Source organism: Ruegeria sp. YTSC325 (assembly GCF_059609525.1).
In genome coordinates this window covers 192,280-207,828 of sequence record NZ_JBXWLY010000004.1, presented here as the reverse complement: position 1 = coordinate 207,828, position 15,549 = coordinate 192,280, and the positions used below count along the sequence as shown (strand labels likewise).

The following is a 15,549-nucleotide window of genomic DNA, read 5'->3' as shown; positions in this document are numbered from 1 at the left end:
TTACTCCACCACTTTGGGGACTGCGAAAAAGCCCTCGCGCGCGTCAGGGGCGTTGGCCAGAACCTTGTCCTGCTGGTTTCCGTCGGTGACCACATCCTCGCGCCGTTTCAGGCGCATCGGCTCGACCGAAACCATGGGCTCGACACCTTCAACATCTACTTCGTTCAGTTGCTCGATGAACCCAAGGATGGTGTTGAATTCGGATGCCAGCGCGGGCAGCGCGTCATCCTCGACCTTGATCCGGGCCAGTTTGGCCACCTTGGCGGCGGTGCTTTGGTCAATCGACATCGGAAAACCTCATATGCGTTAGGTGGCGTTTACCTGTCTGCCGCCCCGGTCGCAAGAGCGGCAGGGGGCGGATTTACCCGCCTTTCGCCCCGGCGACCCAAGCCGACTACAAATAGAGCATAGCCGTCATGCAAAAAATAAACCGATTAGTTCACTTTGCCCCTTGAAAAACTAAACTGAACTGTTCACTTCATACTCACGGAAACGCACAATCGGAGTAAGACGATGAAAACGTTCATGACCGCCCTTGTATTGACCTCGACCCTTCTGGCAGCGCAGGCACAGGCATTCGGGCCGACCATGGGCAGCCTGACCCGCGACCTGACCTTCCCCGAAACGGTCTCGGAACCTGTCTCTCAAGATAAAACGAAGCTCGGTAAGTGATGTGACCCCCTTCGTCCGGGTCGGGTCCTCCTCTCCCCGACCCGGATTTTATACAATCGCCTGCTGCGCTTAATCTGATGACACGCTAGGATGGACACAAAGTCAGCCATTCGACGGAGCACAAGATGAACCCGCGCAAACAAGCAGTTCTGGACGCGATTGACGCGGCCAACGCACAAGACCCCAATCTGGAAGATGGCCAACCTGCCGCCCTGCTCTACGGTCAGCGCATGACCGCCGAGTTGGACCGGCTGTTCCCAAACGCCTCGGACCCACTGCAAATCGCGGCGCGCGGTCAGCATGTGGAACGTTGGAAGCTTGCCCGCAGTGAATACCCCGAAGGTCGTGCGGGCTATCTGGCATGGCGCAAAGCGCAAGCGGTTCATCACGCCGAAGTCGTCGCCGGGTTGATGGAGCTTAGTGAATATGGCGCCGGCGACATCGAAGCGGCTGAGCGAATGCTGCGCAAACAGGGCATCAAGCGCGACGACGAGGTTCAGGCGCTGGAAGATGTGATCTGTTTCGTGTTTCTAAAGTGGTATTTTGCACCCTTCGCCGCAAAGCACTCTGCCGAGAAAATCCAAAGCATCGTCGAAAAGACCGCCCGTAAGATGTCTGACGAGGGTCGCACGCGGGTATTGACGGAATTTGACCTACCCAAAGAGCTTGCCGCCGCTTTCGAAAACTAACGCAGACGTATCATGTGCCTGCGATAGACCTCGATCATCCAGCCCAGCATGGTCGCATTCAGGATGTGCCACATGAAATGTGTACCCGACGGCAGATGGCCGCAGATCGGTTCATCCAGCGCTCGGAATGTAATTGAGGCGATAAGGATTATCGCGCCGATGGCCAGCCCTTTGGCCGTTTCCGGAACGCGCGTGCGCAACAAGAAAGCGTAGATCAGGATCAGCAACGGGACCGGCGCATAGGCCGCCGACCCGCCGAGACCCGGCACGAGTTGGAACACAGGTATGGTCGCGGCTGCATACGGGGTAAACAACGCCGTAACGATGGCGGCAAAAAGCGGCCGCATCTGCCAGACATCACGGTTGATCGCGAAAATGTAGACCAGAATATACAGCAGGATAGGCGCGACATCCGCCAGCGCCGCCCAGACCTGTGCATGTGTGTGGAACAGATAGCTGCCCACGCCGATCGCAGCCAGAATCGCCACCAGGGCTACGGCCAGCGGCATCCCCTGCCCCCGAACGCGCATCCACATAATCAACGCGGCAACCAGAAAGGCCGCGTTCGTGACCGCATTTATCGGCTCGGCCCAATAAGCGGGCGACAACCGTTCGCAATACCCGTCAATTTCCTGAAACCAGTCCATGAATTTTTACATAGCCGATGCTAGGTTGAAGCCAACAGACTGATTGGGAGGTTTTTTCATGAATATCATCTGGCTGGGTCACGGCAGCTTTCGCATCGAGACCGAAGGGCAAGTGTTGCTGATCGACCCGTGGCTGACCGGAAACCCGGTTTTGCCCGAAGACCAGCACGACGCAGCCCTTGAGGGGGCAACCCACATCCTGTTGACGCACACACATTTCGACCATGTCGCGGATGTTGTGTCACTGGCCAAGCACCTTAAGGTTCCAGTCGTCGGCCAATACGATTTGATGGGGTATTGGAGCGAATCCGAAGGGATCGAAACCGTGGGCTTCAACAAAGGTGGCACGGTAAACCTGAACGGCGTGATGGTGTCGATGGTTCCCGCGTCGCACAGCTCGACCTTCTCTACGCCCGATGGTTTGCGCACCGGTGGCAGCGAAGTCGGGTTCATGATCGCGGGTGATGGGCACATGCTATATGTGTCTGGGGATACGGACATAATGGCCGACATGGACTGGATGGGCGACTACTATAAACCCGATATCGGCATCCTGTCGGCAGGCGGGCATTTCACCATGGATATGAAGGGGGCTGCATACGCTGCCAAGCGGTATTTCAATTTCAAAACCGTGATTCCATGCCACTACAAAACATTCCCGATCCTGGAACAATCCGCGCAAACGCTGATCGACAGGCTGCCCGGTGTAGACGTGATCGAGCCCGTGGTGATGCAGCCGATCAAACTATAGCGCACGAATGAGCCAAAGCATCGTTCCTTCCCCCGAATTGATCGCCGTTGTCAGACGGTGGAACGATGCCGTACGCCTCAAGGACCGCGCGACCTTGGTCAACATGCTCTCGTCTTCTGAGCATCTGCGGTATCAGGGATCAGCGGAAAACGAGGAGTGGTCGGGGCAGGTTTTTCGCCGAGGGTTTGCCGATCACACGAAAGAAATCCCCGACTTTGAGTGGGATGAACACTCGCTGGAAGCGTTTGAATGCGGCAACGCGGGCTGGGCGCATTGCACCGCGACATTGACCTTTGCCTCGAATGGAAAGTCTGCATTTCACCGGTTTACATTTGTTTTGCATCTTGAGGACGGCGTCTGGAAAGTCGTGCAGGCGCATGTGTCCAACCCCACCTCGAACATGAAAAAAATCGGGATCGAGCACACTGCGCTGAACGTCCTGATAGACGCAGCGCGTCACGAATTTCAACATGATCAGACCGAAGGCACCGCTTCGGTCATGTTTACTGACATCGCGAATTCGTCGGTGATCACCCGGCGATTGGGTGATCGCAGATGGGCAGAGGTTATTGCGGACCATTTTGCCCTGACCTCGCAGATGATCGAGGCGAATCGCGGCCGGATGATCAAATCGCTTGGAGACGGAACCATGTCGATTTTCGCCTCTCCTCAAAACGCGTTAAGGGCGGCGATCGAAATCCAGAGCCGAAACGCGGCAGCAGCTTCCGACGCCCCATTTGGGCTGCGGATCGGCATTCACACCGGAGATGTCATACAGCGGAACGAGGATTTTTTCGGATCGGTCGTCAACAAGGCAGCCCGTGTCACCGATATCAGCGGGCCAAACGAAATTCACGTCACCGACGTAACGCGCCTTTTGGTCGGGGCAGAGGATAACTTGGTATTCAGACCACCTGCGTCAGTCTCGTTGAAAGGATTCGGCGGGCAGCAAGTTGTCTATCAACTGGATTGGTCTGCGAATTGAAGCAAAGACCAAGTTACTTTTGCTCTCTTTTTTCAGCAAAAAACCGGCGCAACAGATCTTCACACTCGGCCGCAGCAATACCATCGAATACTTCGGGCTTGTGATGCGCTTGTGGATGCGAAAACACCCGCGCGCCATGCGCCACGCCGCCCGATTTGGGATCGGCTGCACCATAATACACCCGACGAATACGTGCAGCAGACAAGGCCGCAGCACACATCGCGCAGGGCTCCAACGTGACGTACAAGTCATGCTCGAGCAGACGCTCGGACCCAGCCTCGGCGCAGGCTGCGCGCAAAGCGAGTATCTCGGCATGTGCAGTCGGGTCATTCAGTTCTCGTGTTCGGTTTCCCGCTGCTGCGACCACCCGGCCACCCTGCACAATGACGGCGCCCACGGGAACCTCGCCGCGTTCGGCAGCCGCGCGCGCCTGATCTATCGCGATATTCATGTAAGACCTGAATGCCATGCCCCTGACTGCATCAGAAACCTGTCTTTCGCAAGGCGGCGGGATGCGCTATGGGCTGCGGATGACACAAACCCCTCCTCCCGGCGACCGGATCGCCAAAGTGCTTGCCCGCGCGGGCGTCGCCTCGCGCCGTGAAGCCGAACGCATGATCGAAGCTGGTCGTGTGACCGTGAATGGCAAGCCCATCACCAGCCCCGCCCTGAACGTCACCGGCAAAGACAGGATCACTGTTGACGGCAAGCCGGTGTCCGAACCGGAACCGTCGCGCTTGTGGTTGTATCACAAGCCCCCCGGTCTGGTGACAACGACGCGGGACGAAAAGGGCCGCGCGACGATCTTCGACAACCTGCCCGAGGACATGCCCCGAGTCATGAGCGTCGGGCGGCTGGACCTAAATTCCGAAGGGTTGCTGCTGTTGACCAATGACGGCGGCATCAAGCGCAAACTGGAGCTGCCCTCGACCGGATGGCTGCGCAAATACCGCGTGCGGGTGAATGGCCGCCCCAAGGACGAGGATTTTGCCCCCTTGCGCAAAGGGCTGGTTATTGAAGGCGAGCGGTTTTTACCCATGGACGTCTCGCTGGACCGTCAACAGGGCGCGAACGCATGGCTGACCATCGGCTTGCGCGAAGGCAAGAACCGCGAAATTCGCCGCGCGATGGAGGATATCGGTTACGCCGTGAACCGCCTGTTGCGTGTGTCTTACGGGCCGTTTCAACTGGGCAGCCTGAAGCCCGGCGAGGTCGAAGAAATTCGTCGCCGCGTGATGCGCGACCAATTGGGTTTGGACGCGGCCCCGGAAGCGCAAGCCAAACCCAAGGCTCGACCGCAAAGAAAACGGGCACCGATCGGCAAGAAATCTCGCAAGTGACGCGGGTTAGGCAACCTTCCCCCTAGCGTACACGCCCCTCATGCCCTAAATTTTATGTGAGGATCGTCTTTGGGGGGCATCATGTCCGGAACCGGAGTGCAGAAACTGGCCTACGCGGCCCTGGTGGTGCTGTTGTTTGGCGTTTGCACCGGCCTTCTGGGGGGCTTGTAGACGCATGGCCAAACGCTATGGCGGAAAATATAGCCCACACGGTGAAGCCGAACCGACCGAACAGCCGTCGCGTGGTCAGTTCGACGGCGTCCGGGTAGAACCTGCTGGTGCCCGCACCAACATTCTGTTCATCCCTCCCATACCATTGGTGTTTCTGTCGCTGAACGATGGCGCACTTGGCATGACCATTGGCCTGATTGCAGCGGCGCTGCTGACCGGCGCGGCGTTTCTTCTGCGCGAGGGTCTGCGCGCCGAAGCGGCTTATAACGCCCGTCGAACGGCGCGACGGCCCGCTATTCCGCGCAAGATCTTTGCCAGTGTTCTCACGGGGCTTGGTACGGCGTTGGCGTCTTACAGAGTGGAATTTCTGGACGCAGCAGCGGCGTCAGACGCCGGCATCATCGCGCCTGTTCTGTTTGGCCTAGCAGCCGCGGCGCTGCATTCCGTGTCTTTCGGACTGGATCCGATGAAAGACAAGGGAATGGAGGGCATCGATACCTTTCAACAGGACCGCGTGGCCCGCGTGATCGAAGATGCCGAGACCCATCTGGCCGAGATGACGGATGCAATCAAACGCGCAGGCGACCGACAGATCGAGGCTCGCGTTGAACGATTTCAGGACACTGCGCGCGAATTATTTCGTACGGTCGAAGAGGACCCGCGCGATCTCGCGGGGGCGCGCAAATACCTGACCGTCTATCTGCAAGGTGCACGTGATGCGACCGTCAAATTCTCGGATGTCTATGCCCGCACGCGGGACGCACAAGCCCTTGCCGGTTACTCGGAATTGCTAGACGATTTGGAGCAGAATTTCGCGGCTCGAACCCGCAAGATGCTATTGGATGACCGCAGTGATCTGACGGTTGAAATTGACGTGTTGCGCGAACGGTTGCAGCGCGAAGGCGTCCGGTTGGACTGACCGGCCACTATTGCAAGAGAGGATTTCCCCATGTCCGACGAAATCAAGAATAAGGCGGTCGAAGCCGAGACGATGGTGCAGGAAGTTACTGCAGTTGCCCTTCCCGACCCCACCGCCGAGGTCATCTCGCTGGAGGATGCCGACGAGCCTGTCAGTGCCGAAATTCGCAAGCGGATGGACGAGATCGATATGGGCAACACCAACTCGATCGTCGCGTTCGGGTCTTCAGCGCAAGCCGAACTGCAGGAAATAAGCCAAGCCATGTTGGCCGACGTACGCAACAAGGATGTTGGACCAGCCGGAGACAGCCTGCGCAACATCGTGACCACCATTCGCGGTTTCTCGGTCAGCGAGCTGGACGTAAGGCGCGAACGAAGCTGGTGGGAAAAACTAATGGGCCGCGCGGCGCCATTTGCCAAGTTCACCGCGCAATACGAACAAGTACAGGGCCAGATAGACCGCATTACTGACGATTTGTTGGCGCATGAGCATACGCTGCTGAAAGACATCAAATCGCTGGATATGCTCTATGAAAAGACGCTGGGTTTTTACGACGAGCTGGCGCTGTATATCGCAGCGGGTGAGGAAAAGCTGACCGAACTGGACAGCCACGATATCCCCGAAAAAGAGGCCGCCGTTCAGGCCGCCCCCGAAGATGATCAGGTTATGAAAGCGCAGGAATTGCGCGACCTGCGCGCCGCACGAGATGATTTGGAACGCCGCGTGCATGACCTGAAACTGACCCGACAGGTGACGATGCAGTCACTGCCCTCAATCCGCTTGGTACAGGAAAACGACAAGTCGCTGGTGACCAAGATCAATTCGACATTGGTGAACACCGTACCGCTGTGGGAAACCCAACTGGCGCAGGCGGTTACTATCCAGCGCAGTGCCGAGGCTGCCTCGGCCGTGCGTGAGGCCAACGACCTGACAAATGAGTTGCTGACCTCGAACGCGGCCAATCTGCGGCAGTCGAACAAGATGATCCGCGAAGAGATGGAGCGCGGCGTGTTCGACATCGAAGCTGTAAAACAGGCCAATGCTGATCTGATCGGAACGATAAATGAAAGCCTTGCTATTGCCGATGAGGGCAAAGCCAAACGTGCCGCCGCCGAAGAAGAGCTGCAGAAGATGGAGGCCGAGCTGCGCGACACGCTGGCCTCCGCCAAGGCCCGCAAGGACGGCATCGGCGACAATTCCGGCACCGCTGTTCCGGGCTGATACGGTGGCAGGACTAAGGACACTCAGATATGCATTGGGGTGCGTTGCGCTTTGGGCCTTAGCCAGTTGCGACGAAACCCTGACCGCGTCTGCAGTGCCTGAACCCCGCCCTGCGCCGGCAACGCCCGCGCCCAACGCCTATGTCGCGCCCTCGGCCGCCAGTCAGGATCTTGCACGGTTTTACCAGCGGGTCGAACGCGATCTGGTCACGCGCGGCCTGCTGCGCACAGATGGCGGGGGGCCAGATACGCCCTACGACGCCAGCGACCTTGAGCGCAATTTCGACGTGATTGCGTTTTACAACGAATATCCCGACCACGCCGTCACCGCGACGACGTACAGCACCGAGGGGCAACTCAGCCGCTGGACCACCCCGGTTCGTGTCCAAATTGAGTTTGCGCCCACCGTGGAACCAAAGTTGCGCGAACAGGATACCGCTCAGGTCAACGCCTACACCGAAAGGTTAGCGAGACTTACCAGCCACCCGATTTCTGTCGTCACAAGAAAACCGAATTTTCATGTCTTTTTTGCAGGCAAAGACGACAGCGCATACGTGGTGTCACGCCTCAAGGAGCTCGCGCCGGGGATCAGCCAACCGGTCCTTGAACTGGTCGCAAACCCTCGGGCCAATATTGATTGCTTTGTAATTGCGTCCCCCACTAACCGGGCGCCGAACCAGTTCGTGCGGGCCGTGGTACTCATCCGAACGGAATTGCCGGACTTGCTGCGCCGCAGTTGCATCCATGAAGAAATGGCGCAGGGTCTTGGCCTGTCCAACGACAGTCCGGCCGCACGGCCTTCGATCTTTAACGACGATGACGAGTTTGCTCTGCTGACCAGCCATGACGAGAAACTGCTTTCAATGCTTTACGATCCGCGCCTGCAACCGGGCGTGACGGCACAGGATGCCCGCCCCGTGGTGCGGATACTGGCACGTGAATTGATGGGCCAGCCGCTATAGGCCCAAGGATAAGGAGGCCCCAATGGGTATTTTCGATTTTCTGACCGGAGAATTCATCGACGTCATTCATTGGGTCGACGACACCCGTGACACAATGGTCTGGCGGTTCGAGCGTGAAGGCCATGCGATCAAATACGGTGCCAAGCTGACCGTGCGCGAAGGTCAGGCCGCCGTTTTTGTGCATGAAGGGCAACTGGCGGATGTATTCACGCCGGGCCTTTATATGCTTGAAACCAACAACATGCCGATCCTGACGACCCTGCAGCATTGGGATCACGGTTTTCAGTCTCCGTTCAAATCCGAGGTCTATTTCGTCAACACGACCCGGTTCAACGATCTGAAATGGGGCACCAAGAACCCGATCATGCTGCGCGATCCCGAATTTGGGCCAACCCGCATTCGGGCCTTTGGCACCTATACGGTGCGGGTGAAGGATGCCGCGAAGTTTCTGGTCGAGATCGTCGGCACCGATTGCGAATTCACCATGGATGAGATCAGCTTTCAGATCCGCAACATCATCGTGCAGGAATTCAGCCGCGTGATTGCGGGATCGGGCATTCCGGTTCTGGACATGGCGGCCAACACCGCCGATCTGGGCAAACTGATCGCGGCTGAGGTCTCGCCCGTGCTGGATGGGTACGGGTTGGAGATGCCTGAGTTTTACATCGAAAACATCTCATTGCCGCCGGCGGTCGAGGCGGCGCTGGATAAGCGCACATCCATGGGTCTGGCCGGTGATTTGGGCAAGTTCACCGAGTATTCTGCAGCCGAGGCGATGACCGCAGCCGCCAACAACCCCGGTCAGGGCGGTGGCATGGGGGCCGGTCTTGGTATGGGCATGGGAATGGCGATGGCGCAGCAGATGGCGAATATGGCAGCGGGTCAACCGAGCGGCCCGTGGGGCAGCTCCGCCCCCGCTGCCCCGCAAACAGTTGCACATGCGGCACCGCCGCCCCCGCCTCCGGTTGAGCATGTTTGGCATATCGCCGTCGACGGGCAGACCAGCGGGCCGTTTTCCAAGGCCAAGATGGGCCGAATGGCCACTGACGGAGAGCTAACCCGTGACACCCATGTCTGGACCGCCGGTCAGGACGGCTGGAAAAAGGCGGGCGAGGTGCAGGAACTGGCACAGCTGTTCACCATCCTGCCGCCACCGCCGCCGGGGGCGTAATCGGTGGCCGACGTCAAGGCGGAGTCTCCGTATTCTCGGCGCGATCTGGGATGTGCGGTGAAACTCTCTGCGCTGTTGGGCTGGGTGGGCGTTATCGGCGTACCGCTGTTTGCCAGCCTGAGCCGTGAAGCTCTGGACGTGGACTCTGTGTTCCTTGTGTTTTGGTACGCGTTGTTTGGCCTGCCAATATCGTTTTTTATTTGCTGGCTATTGGTCAAACCCTTTCTGCGCTTCATGATGCGCCGCCGGATCAATTATGTACGTGCGGCCATTTGGGGCGCAGGGATTGCGGTAAACCTCATCGCCATTCGACTGACCTTCAGGTTCTTCAGAAGCTGGCTAATGTCGCAGGATCCTAAAAGCACATCCAGCTATGGCGGCGGGACTGACACCATCTCGATCAACGGTGTCTACACCGACTATGGTTGGTGGGTATTTGCAAAGAACTCTCTGAATTTCGTCGCAATCTGCATCCTCTCGGCCATGGTTGTTCGTTTGATAATTGGCCCCGGGAGCAGCGCCACGACCACAGAGGCCAAGCTATGACCGAAGAACACCGTTTCCCCTGTGACCAATGCGGCGCGGATTACCGTTTCAACCCGGGCGATGGCACTTTGACCTGCGACCATTGCGGCCATTCGGAACCCATCGGCGCAGGTCCGTGGGGCGGGGCCAGCCTGAAAGAGCTGGATTTCGACACCGCCATCGCCGACCGGCTGCCCGATACCGAGATCGAGGAAACGCGCGTTCTTTCTTGTCCCAATTGTGCGGCCCAGGTCGAATTCGACCCAGCCACCCATGCCGCCGAATGCCCATTCTGCGCCACGCCCGTGGTGACGGATACCGGAGTCAACCGGCACATCAAGCCGCGCGGCGTGCTGCCTTTTGCGCTGGATGAGCGGGTTGCGCATAAGGCGATGGGCGATTGGCTGGGCCGGCTGTGGTTTGCGCCTAACGGGCTCAAGGACTATGCCCGCAAGGGCCGGAAAATGCAGGGTATCTATGTGCCCTACTGGACCTTTGATGCCGACACCCAGTCCAGCTACCGAGGTGAGCGCGGCACGGTCTATTACGAAACCCGCACTGTCATGCGCGATGGCCAGCGGGTGCAACAGCAGGTTCCCAAAGTGCGATGGTCGCCCAAATCCGGGCGGGTGGCGCGATTCTTTGACGATGTGCTGGTGCTGGCCTCTCGGTCCCTACCCAAAACCTATACCGACGCGCTGGAGCCTTGGGATCTGCCTGCGCTGGAACCCTATCAGCCCGAATATCTGGCCGGGTTCCGGGCCGAGGCGTACTCGGTCGAGCTGAAGGAAGGTTATACCGAGGCGCGCGGCCATATGGCCCGCGTGATCGAGCGGGACGTGCGCTTTGATATTGGCGGCGACCGTCAGCGCATACACGCGATTGATACCGATGTGCGGAATGTCACCTTCAAACACATCCTGTTGCCCGTCTGGATGGCGGCCTACAAGTATCGCGGCCAGACCTATCGGTTCGTGGTGAATGGCCGCACGGGACGGGTACAGGGCGAACGCCCATGGTCTGCAATCAAGATCACCATCGCCGTTGCGCTTGGTTTGCTGGTTGCCGCGGGGGTTGGCTATCTGATCGCGACCGGTCAGCAATAGACAGACACAGTACCAGCCGGATAACTGCTTGAACATCCTTTGGTCAGACGCCATCCTGCGCGTCGTCAACGCCGAGGGGAGAGGCCAGTGTGACGCTATCCAAATTGAACAAATTGCTGGACGAGCGCCATTCCTGTCGCGCTTTTCGCCCTGATCCGATTCCAAAAGACCAGATCGAGCAAATACTGACAAGCGCGGCACGTGTGCCAAGTTGGTGCAACGCACAGCCATGGGACGTTGTCGTTACCAGCGGTGCCCAAACCGACACCTTCCGAAAAGCGCTACAAGAAGAGGCGACCACTGGCGCGCCTGCGCCTGATCTGCCCTTTCCGACGTCATATTCTGGCGTTTACAAGGACCGTCGCCGCGAATGTGGCTGGGCCTTATACGAAGCGGTGGGCGTTGAACGCGGAGACCGATCCGCCTCCGCAAAACAGATGATGCAAAACTTTACCCTTTTCGGTGCGCCTCATTGCGCGATTGTGTCCAGCCCGGCCGAGCTGGGCTCATATGGTGCAATGGATTGCGGCGGTTTTGTCACCGCCTTTACGCTGGCAGCGCAGGCTTTGGGCGTGGCGACCATCCCGCAGGCAGCCGTGGCCAGCTACGGCCCATTCCTGCACCGGTTTTTCAACATCCCTGACGACCGGCTGATCCTTTGCGCAATTTCCTTCGGCTATGCGGATTCAGAGCATCCGGCAAATGGATTTCGTACAACACGCGCTGCACCAAGTGAATTTATCACCTGGGCCGATTAACTAAAGGAGCAGCACTTGCGGGCCGTTTTACAAAGAGTTTCCAAAGCCAAGGTCAGCGTAGATGGTGTTGTCGTTGGGCGGACCGGTCCCGGCCTGATGATTCTGGTTTGTGCCATGCAGGGCGATGACTTGGTTAAAGCAGAGCAGTTGGCGACCAAAATCGCAAAACTGCGAATTTTCAAGGACGACGCCGGCAAGATGAATCGGTCGGTTCTGGATATCGGGGGCTCGGCGCTTGTGATCAGCCAGTTCACGCTGGCGGCAGATACGACACGGGGAAACCGGCCCGGTTTCTCAGAAGCTGCCCCGCCTGAGATTGGCGAGCACCTGTACGAAGAATTCGCGCGCTTTCTGGACGCGCAAGGCATACCTGTCGAAACCGGGCAATTCGGTGCGGATATGGCCGTGGAACTGGTAAATGACGGGCCGGTCACAATCTGGGTGGAGAACTGATGAATCAAACGCAAAAGGCAATACGCATCTGGCAAGCAGGCGTGGATGCCGTTGGCGGCCACGCCGCAACGCAGACAGCCCTTGGTGATATCCCAGCGCCCGACCAAATTCTGGCAGTGGGAAAACCTGCAGCGGCAATGGCCCTCGCCGCGCTTGAGCATTTCGGCCCGGTGCCAACCCTTGTCGTCACCAAGGACGATCACGGACGGGGCCTGCCTGATCATGTAACGGTGATCGAGGCGTCTCATCCTGTTCCTGACGCGCGCAGTCTGGACGGTGGGCGTGCGCTGCGACAAACCGTGGAAGGAATGGGAGCTTCGTCGCACCTGCTACTGCTCGTGTCAGGCGGCGCATCATCGCTGGCGGAAGATCTGGTACCGGGCCAGACGCTGGATGATCTTGAGCGATTGAACAAACGGCTTTTGTCCCAAGGGCTTGATATCACTGCGATGAATGTCGAACGTCGCAAGATATCCCGGATCAAGGGGGCCGGATTGCTGTCCCATTTCAAAGGGCGCAAAGCAACGGTTCTGGCGATCTCGGATGTGCCTGGGGATGATCTGAGTGTCATCGGCTCGGGGATTGGAGCGCTACCCGATACCCGTGATTTCGAAGCATCGGCACAGATTGTGGCCTCAAACGCCCACGCCCGCGCGGCCGCTGTCCGACAGGCCGAGATCGAAGGCGCAGCGGTATTTGCCGATGAAGAAGCTTTGCACGACGATTTTCTTGCCGTGGCAGCGACCCTCGGCCCTCGCCTGCGCGACATGCCAAAGGGAGTTATGATCTTTGGAGGCGAACCGACGGTTGTTCTGCCGGACGATCCGGGACGCGGCGGGCGCAATCAGGCGCTGGCGCTGGCATTGGCCAAGGAAATCGCTGGCGTCGAAGGGCTGACGGTGGTCGTAGGCGGCACTGACGGCACCGACGGTCCGACGCAGGCGGCAGGCGGTATTGTCGATGGAACCACTTGGGCAGACGGCGCAGAGCAAGCGCTTCAGAATGCCGACAGCGGCAGTTACCTTGAGCGTGCAGATGCTTTGTTGGTGACTGGCCCCACCGGAACAAACGTGATGGATCTGCTTGTCGCAATTCGCTCTTGAATTGACGATTTTTATCTCACCCGAAACGCACAAGACCACGAGACTGATCCGATGACTCATCCCTCCAATGCGCTGCGCGAGATCGAAGACCTGCCAGATATCGGTATTCACATGCCAGATGGGTGCCGCCTGTCTGCCCGCGTTTGGCGACCGGTGGATGCGCAGGACGATCCTGTCCCTGCCATTCTGGAGTTCCTGCCCTACCGCAAACGCGACGGCACCGCGACGCGCGATGCCCTGACACATCCTTGGTTCGCTAAGCGCGGTTACGCCTGCATCCGGGTCGATATGCGCGGAAATGGCGACAGCGAAGGGCTGATGGAGGACGAATACACCCAGCAAGAGCTGGACGACGCCGTCTCGACGATCCGGTGGCTGGCCGACCAACCCTGGTGCACGGGTCAAGTTGGGATGATGGGGATCAGCTGGGGCGGTTTCAATTCGTTGCAGGTCGCTGCAATGCAGCCCGAGGCCCTAAAGGCGATCATCACCCTCTGCTCAACCGCAGACCGCTATGCCGACGACATCCACTACAAGGGTGGTTGCCTGCTGAACGAAAACCTCGGCTGGGGGGCAACAATGTGGTCGTATTCGTCACGCGCTCCTGATCCGGCACTGCGCCCGAACTGGCGCGAACTATGGCTGGATCGACTTGAAAATGAACCATTCCTGCCGTCGGTCTGGCTGCGGCATCAGACTCGGGATGCCTATTGGCAGCACGGCTCGGTCTGCGAGGATTTCGGTGCTATCCGGGCCGCAACCCTTGCCGTCGGAGGATGGGGTGACGCCTATAAAAACACTGTTCCTCTGCTGGTCGAACAACTTGACGCCCCAGCCAAAGGGATCGTGGGACCATGGGTGCACAAGTACCCGCATTTCGCGATCCCCGAGCCCCGGATTGGGTTCCTGCAAGAGGCGCTGCGCTGGTGGGACCACTGGTTAAAAGGCCGAAATACCGGAGTGGACCAGGACCCGGATTACCGTGCCTATCTTATGGACGGCGTTCGCCCGCAACGGTGGTACACCGAACGTCCCGGCCGCTGGATCGCTGAAGAAAAGGGCGCGACCTCGCACTTGCCTGTTCAGACGTTGGCGCTGACCGAGGACGGGTTGGGCACGTCAGGCGCGTTGGACGCTCGCATCCGGTCGCCGCACACCTGCGGGATGGAAGGCGGCGAGTATTGCGCCATCTGGCTCGGCCCGGACATGCCCGGTGATCAGCGGGGGGACGACGCGTTGTCTGCTTGTTTCGACGGCGCAGTACTGTCCGATGATTTGGATATCGTTGGCGCACCTCGACTACGGCTTCGCGTCAGCGCTGACAAACCACAAGCACAGATTGCCGTGCGTCTGAACCACGTGCACCCCGACGGTGCGTCGACGCGTATCACCTATGGGGTCCTTAATCTGTCACACCGAGACAGCCACGCGACCCCGTCTGCCCTGACACCCAACGTACCCTTCGAGATAGAATTAGACCTCGACCATATCGCGTACCGCGTTCCCAAAGGGCACCATTTGCGTGTCGCAATCTCAAGCGCTTACTGGCCGCTGATCTGGCCCTCGCCCGAGGCGACCGAGCTTCATATGACCAAAGGTGAGATCGATATCCCTCTCCGCCCGTCATCCGGGGACGAATGGGTGTTCGAACCCGCCGATTCTGAAACCCCTCGCGATGTCGACACTCTGCGTGCAGACAGCAACAAACGCCGTGTAGAAACAGACATGAACACGGGCGAAACGCACTTGATCATCGAAGATGATTTTGGGTTGATCACAGATAAACACCACGGTCTGACACACGGGGGCACGGCCACTGAAAAATGGTCTATTCACCCCGAAGATCCACTTTCAGCGCGCGGTCAATGTGTTTGGACACAGGAAATGCGCCGGGATGACATTCACCTGCGCACCGTGACCACTTGTGAAATGTGGTCGGATATCAACACCTTTTACCTGAAAGCCAAACTGACCGCCTATGAGGACGGGACAGAGGTTTTTTCAAAGGAAACGGAGGATTCGATCCCGCGCGAGCAGATGTGACTCAGTGCGATGCAAATGTATGACAATAAAACTT

Annotated in this window: 18 protein-coding genes; 15 read left to right on the top strand and 3 right to left on the bottom strand. The window is 58.6% G+C overall.

Translation table 11 applies throughout. The features are described 5' to 3' along the window. Nucleotides 1–288 (bottom strand): Asp-tRNA(Asn)/Glu-tRNA(Gln) amidotransferase subunit GatC, encoded by a 288-nt coding sequence (gene gatC, locus AC2FF7_RS08385; protein ID WP_170325838.1) that lies wholly within the window; start codon nt 286–288, stop codon nt 1–3. Nucleotides 289–513: 225 nt separating this feature from the next. Between gatC and AC2FF7_RS08380 the strand changes: the two genes are divergently transcribed. Beyond that, nucleotides 514–672: a hypothetical protein gene (locus AC2FF7_RS08380; RefSeq protein WP_480867733.1), complete on the top strand. Its 159-nt coding sequence runs from the start codon at nt 514–516 to the stop codon at nt 670–672. Between the two features lie 125 nt (nt 673–797). Then, a complete protein-coding gene (locus tag AC2FF7_RS08375; protein ID WP_170352445.1) occupies nt 798–1,361 on the top strand; it encodes a DUF4202 domain-containing protein in 564 nt (187 codons plus the stop codon). Here AC2FF7_RS08375 and AC2FF7_RS08370 read toward each other — a convergent pair. Beyond that, complete coding sequence (locus AC2FF7_RS08370) at nt 1,358–2,008, bottom strand: ceramidase domain-containing protein (protein ID WP_480867735.1); 651 nt, start codon at nt 2,006–2,008, stop codon at nt 1,358–1,360. The genes AC2FF7_RS08375 and AC2FF7_RS08370 overlap by 4 nt on opposite strands. Before the next feature lie 58 nt (nt 2,009–2,066). Between AC2FF7_RS08370 and AC2FF7_RS08365 the strand changes: the two genes are divergently transcribed. Both AC2FF7_RS08365 and AC2FF7_RS08360 read left to right on the top strand, forming a co-directional pair. Continuing rightward, nucleotides 2,067–2,759: a metal-dependent hydrolase gene (locus AC2FF7_RS08365; protein WP_480867736.1), complete on the top strand. Its 693-nt coding sequence runs from the start codon at nt 2,067–2,069 to the stop codon at nt 2,757–2,759. A gap of 7 nt (nt 2,760–2,766) precedes the next feature. Further along, nucleotides 2,767–3,744 (top strand): adenylate/guanylate cyclase domain-containing protein, encoded by a 978-nt coding sequence (locus AC2FF7_RS08360; RefSeq protein ID WP_480867738.1) that lies wholly within the window; start codon nt 2,767–2,769, stop codon nt 3,742–3,744. A gap of 13 nt (nt 3,745–3,757) precedes the next feature. On the opposite strand, the gene AC2FF7_RS08355 is transcribed toward AC2FF7_RS08360, so the two are convergent. After that, on the bottom strand, nt 3,758–4,213 hold the full coding sequence (locus AC2FF7_RS08355) for a nucleoside deaminase (RefSeq protein WP_480867740.1): 456 nt from the start codon (nt 4,211–4,213) through the stop codon (nt 3,758–3,760). Between AC2FF7_RS08355 and AC2FF7_RS08350 the strand changes: the two genes are divergently transcribed. The 11 genes from AC2FF7_RS08350 to AC2FF7_RS08300 all read left to right on the top strand — a co-directional run bounded on the left by AC2FF7_RS08350 (nt 4,212) and on the right by AC2FF7_RS08300 (nt 15,515). Next, entirely contained in the window at nt 4,212–5,084 is an 873-nt protein-coding gene (locus tag AC2FF7_RS08350) for a pseudouridine synthase (protein ID WP_480867742.1), read from the top strand. The genes AC2FF7_RS08355 and AC2FF7_RS08350 overlap by 2 nt on opposite strands. 175 nt (nt 5,085–5,259) lie before the next feature. Continuing rightward, on the top strand, nt 5,260–6,174 hold the full coding sequence (locus AC2FF7_RS08345) for a 5-bromo-4-chloroindolyl phosphate hydrolysis family protein (protein WP_480867744.1): 915 nt from the start codon (nt 5,260–5,262) through the stop codon (nt 6,172–6,174). A gap of 30 nt (nt 6,175–6,204) precedes the next feature. Then, complete coding sequence (locus AC2FF7_RS08340) at nt 6,205–7,395, top strand: toxic anion resistance protein (RefSeq protein ID WP_480867745.1); 1,191 nt, start codon at nt 6,205–6,207, stop codon at nt 7,393–7,395. Between the two features lie 4 nt (nt 7,396–7,399). Next, nucleotides 7,400–8,356, top strand: a complete 957-nt coding sequence (locus AC2FF7_RS08335; protein WP_480867746.1) for a DUF2927 domain-containing protein — start codon at nt 7,400–7,402, stop codon at nt 8,354–8,356. A gap of 22 nt (nt 8,357–8,378) precedes the next feature. Next, on the top strand, nt 8,379–9,527 hold the full coding sequence (locus tag AC2FF7_RS08330) for an SPFH domain-containing protein (RefSeq protein ID WP_496905488.1): 1,149 nt from the start codon (nt 8,379–8,381) through the stop codon (nt 9,525–9,527). Between the two features lie 3 nt (nt 9,528–9,530). Beyond that, nucleotides 9,531–10,073, top strand: coding sequence for a hypothetical protein (locus AC2FF7_RS08325; RefSeq protein WP_480867750.1), 543 nt, complete (start codon nt 9,531–9,533; stop codon nt 10,071–10,073). Next, nucleotides 10,070–11,158: a TFIIB-type zinc finger domain-containing protein gene (locus tag AC2FF7_RS08320; protein WP_480867752.1), complete on the top strand. Its 1,089-nt coding sequence runs from the start codon at nt 10,070–10,072 to the stop codon at nt 11,156–11,158. Before AC2FF7_RS08325 ends, AC2FF7_RS08320 begins: the two co-directional genes overlap by 4 nt. An 89-nt stretch (nt 11,159–11,247) precedes the next feature. Continuing rightward, nucleotides 11,248–11,916, top strand: a complete 669-nt coding sequence (locus tag AC2FF7_RS08315) for a nitroreductase (protein WP_480867754.1) — start codon at nt 11,248–11,250, stop codon at nt 11,914–11,916. A 15-nt stretch (nt 11,917–11,931) separates the two neighbouring features. After that, nucleotides 11,932–12,369 (top strand): D-aminoacyl-tRNA deacylase, encoded by a 438-nt coding sequence (gene dtd / locus AC2FF7_RS08310; RefSeq protein WP_480867756.1) that lies wholly within the window; start codon nt 11,932–11,934, stop codon nt 12,367–12,369. Next, nucleotides 12,369–13,472 (top strand): DUF4147 domain-containing protein, encoded by a 1,104-nt coding sequence (locus AC2FF7_RS08305; RefSeq protein ID WP_480867757.1) that lies wholly within the window; start codon nt 12,369–12,371, stop codon nt 13,470–13,472. The genes dtd and AC2FF7_RS08305 overlap by 1 nt, the downstream gene beginning before the upstream one ends. A gap of 51 nt (nt 13,473–13,523) precedes the next feature. Then, nucleotides 13,524–15,515 (top strand): CocE/NonD family hydrolase, encoded by a 1,992-nt coding sequence (locus AC2FF7_RS08300; protein WP_480867759.1) that lies wholly within the window; start codon nt 13,524–13,526, stop codon nt 15,513–15,515. The last annotated feature ends 34 nt before the right edge of the window (nt 15,516–15,549 follow it).

What these genes read in the sequence shown, in the direction of transcription:
- gatC (WP_170325838.1), bottom strand. Translation starts at nt 288, where the DNA reads ATGTCGATTGACCAAAGCACCGCCGCCAAGGTGGCCAAACTGGCCCGG.
- AC2FF7_RS08380 (WP_480867733.1), top strand. Translation starts at nt 514, where the DNA reads ATGAAAACGTTCATGACCGCCCTTGTATTGACCTCGACCCTTCTGGCA.
- AC2FF7_RS08360 (WP_480867738.1), top strand. Translation starts at nt 2,767, where the DNA reads ATGAGCCAAAGCATCGTTCCTTCCCCCGAATTGATCGCCGTTGTCAGA.
- AC2FF7_RS08330 (WP_496905488.1), top strand. Translation starts at nt 8,379, where the DNA reads ATGGGTATTTTCGATTTTCTGACCGGAGAATTCATCGACGTCATTCAT.
- AC2FF7_RS08350 (WP_480867742.1), top strand. Translation starts at nt 4,212, where the DNA reads ATGCCCCTGACTGCATCAGAAACCTGTCTTTCGCAAGGCGGCGGGATG.
- AC2FF7_RS08370 (WP_480867735.1), bottom strand. Translation starts at nt 2,008, where the DNA reads ATGGACTGGTTTCAGGAAATTGACGGGTATTGCGAACGGTTGTCGCCC.
- AC2FF7_RS08345 (WP_480867744.1), top strand. Translation starts at nt 5,260, where the DNA reads ATGGCCAAACGCTATGGCGGAAAATATAGCCCACACGGTGAAGCCGAA.
- AC2FF7_RS08300 (WP_480867759.1), top strand. Translation starts at nt 13,524, where the DNA reads ATGACTCATCCCTCCAATGCGCTGCGCGAGATCGAAGACCTGCCAGAT.
- AC2FF7_RS08375 (WP_170352445.1), top strand. Translation starts at nt 798, where the DNA reads ATGAACCCGCGCAAACAAGCAGTTCTGGACGCGATTGACGCGGCCAAC.
- AC2FF7_RS08355 (WP_480867740.1), bottom strand. Translation starts at nt 4,213, where the DNA reads ATGGCATTCAGGTCTTACATGAATATCGCGATAGATCAGGCGCGCGCG.
- AC2FF7_RS08365 (WP_480867736.1), top strand. Translation starts at nt 2,067, where the DNA reads ATGAATATCATCTGGCTGGGTCACGGCAGCTTTCGCATCGAGACCGAA.
- AC2FF7_RS08305 (WP_480867757.1), top strand. Translation starts at nt 12,369, where the DNA reads ATGAATCAAACGCAAAAGGCAATACGCATCTGGCAAGCAGGCGTGGAT.
- AC2FF7_RS08320 (WP_480867752.1), top strand. Translation starts at nt 10,070, where the DNA reads ATGACCGAAGAACACCGTTTCCCCTGTGACCAATGCGGCGCGGATTAC.
- AC2FF7_RS08340 (WP_480867745.1), top strand. Translation starts at nt 6,205, where the DNA reads ATGTCCGACGAAATCAAGAATAAGGCGGTCGAAGCCGAGACGATGGTG.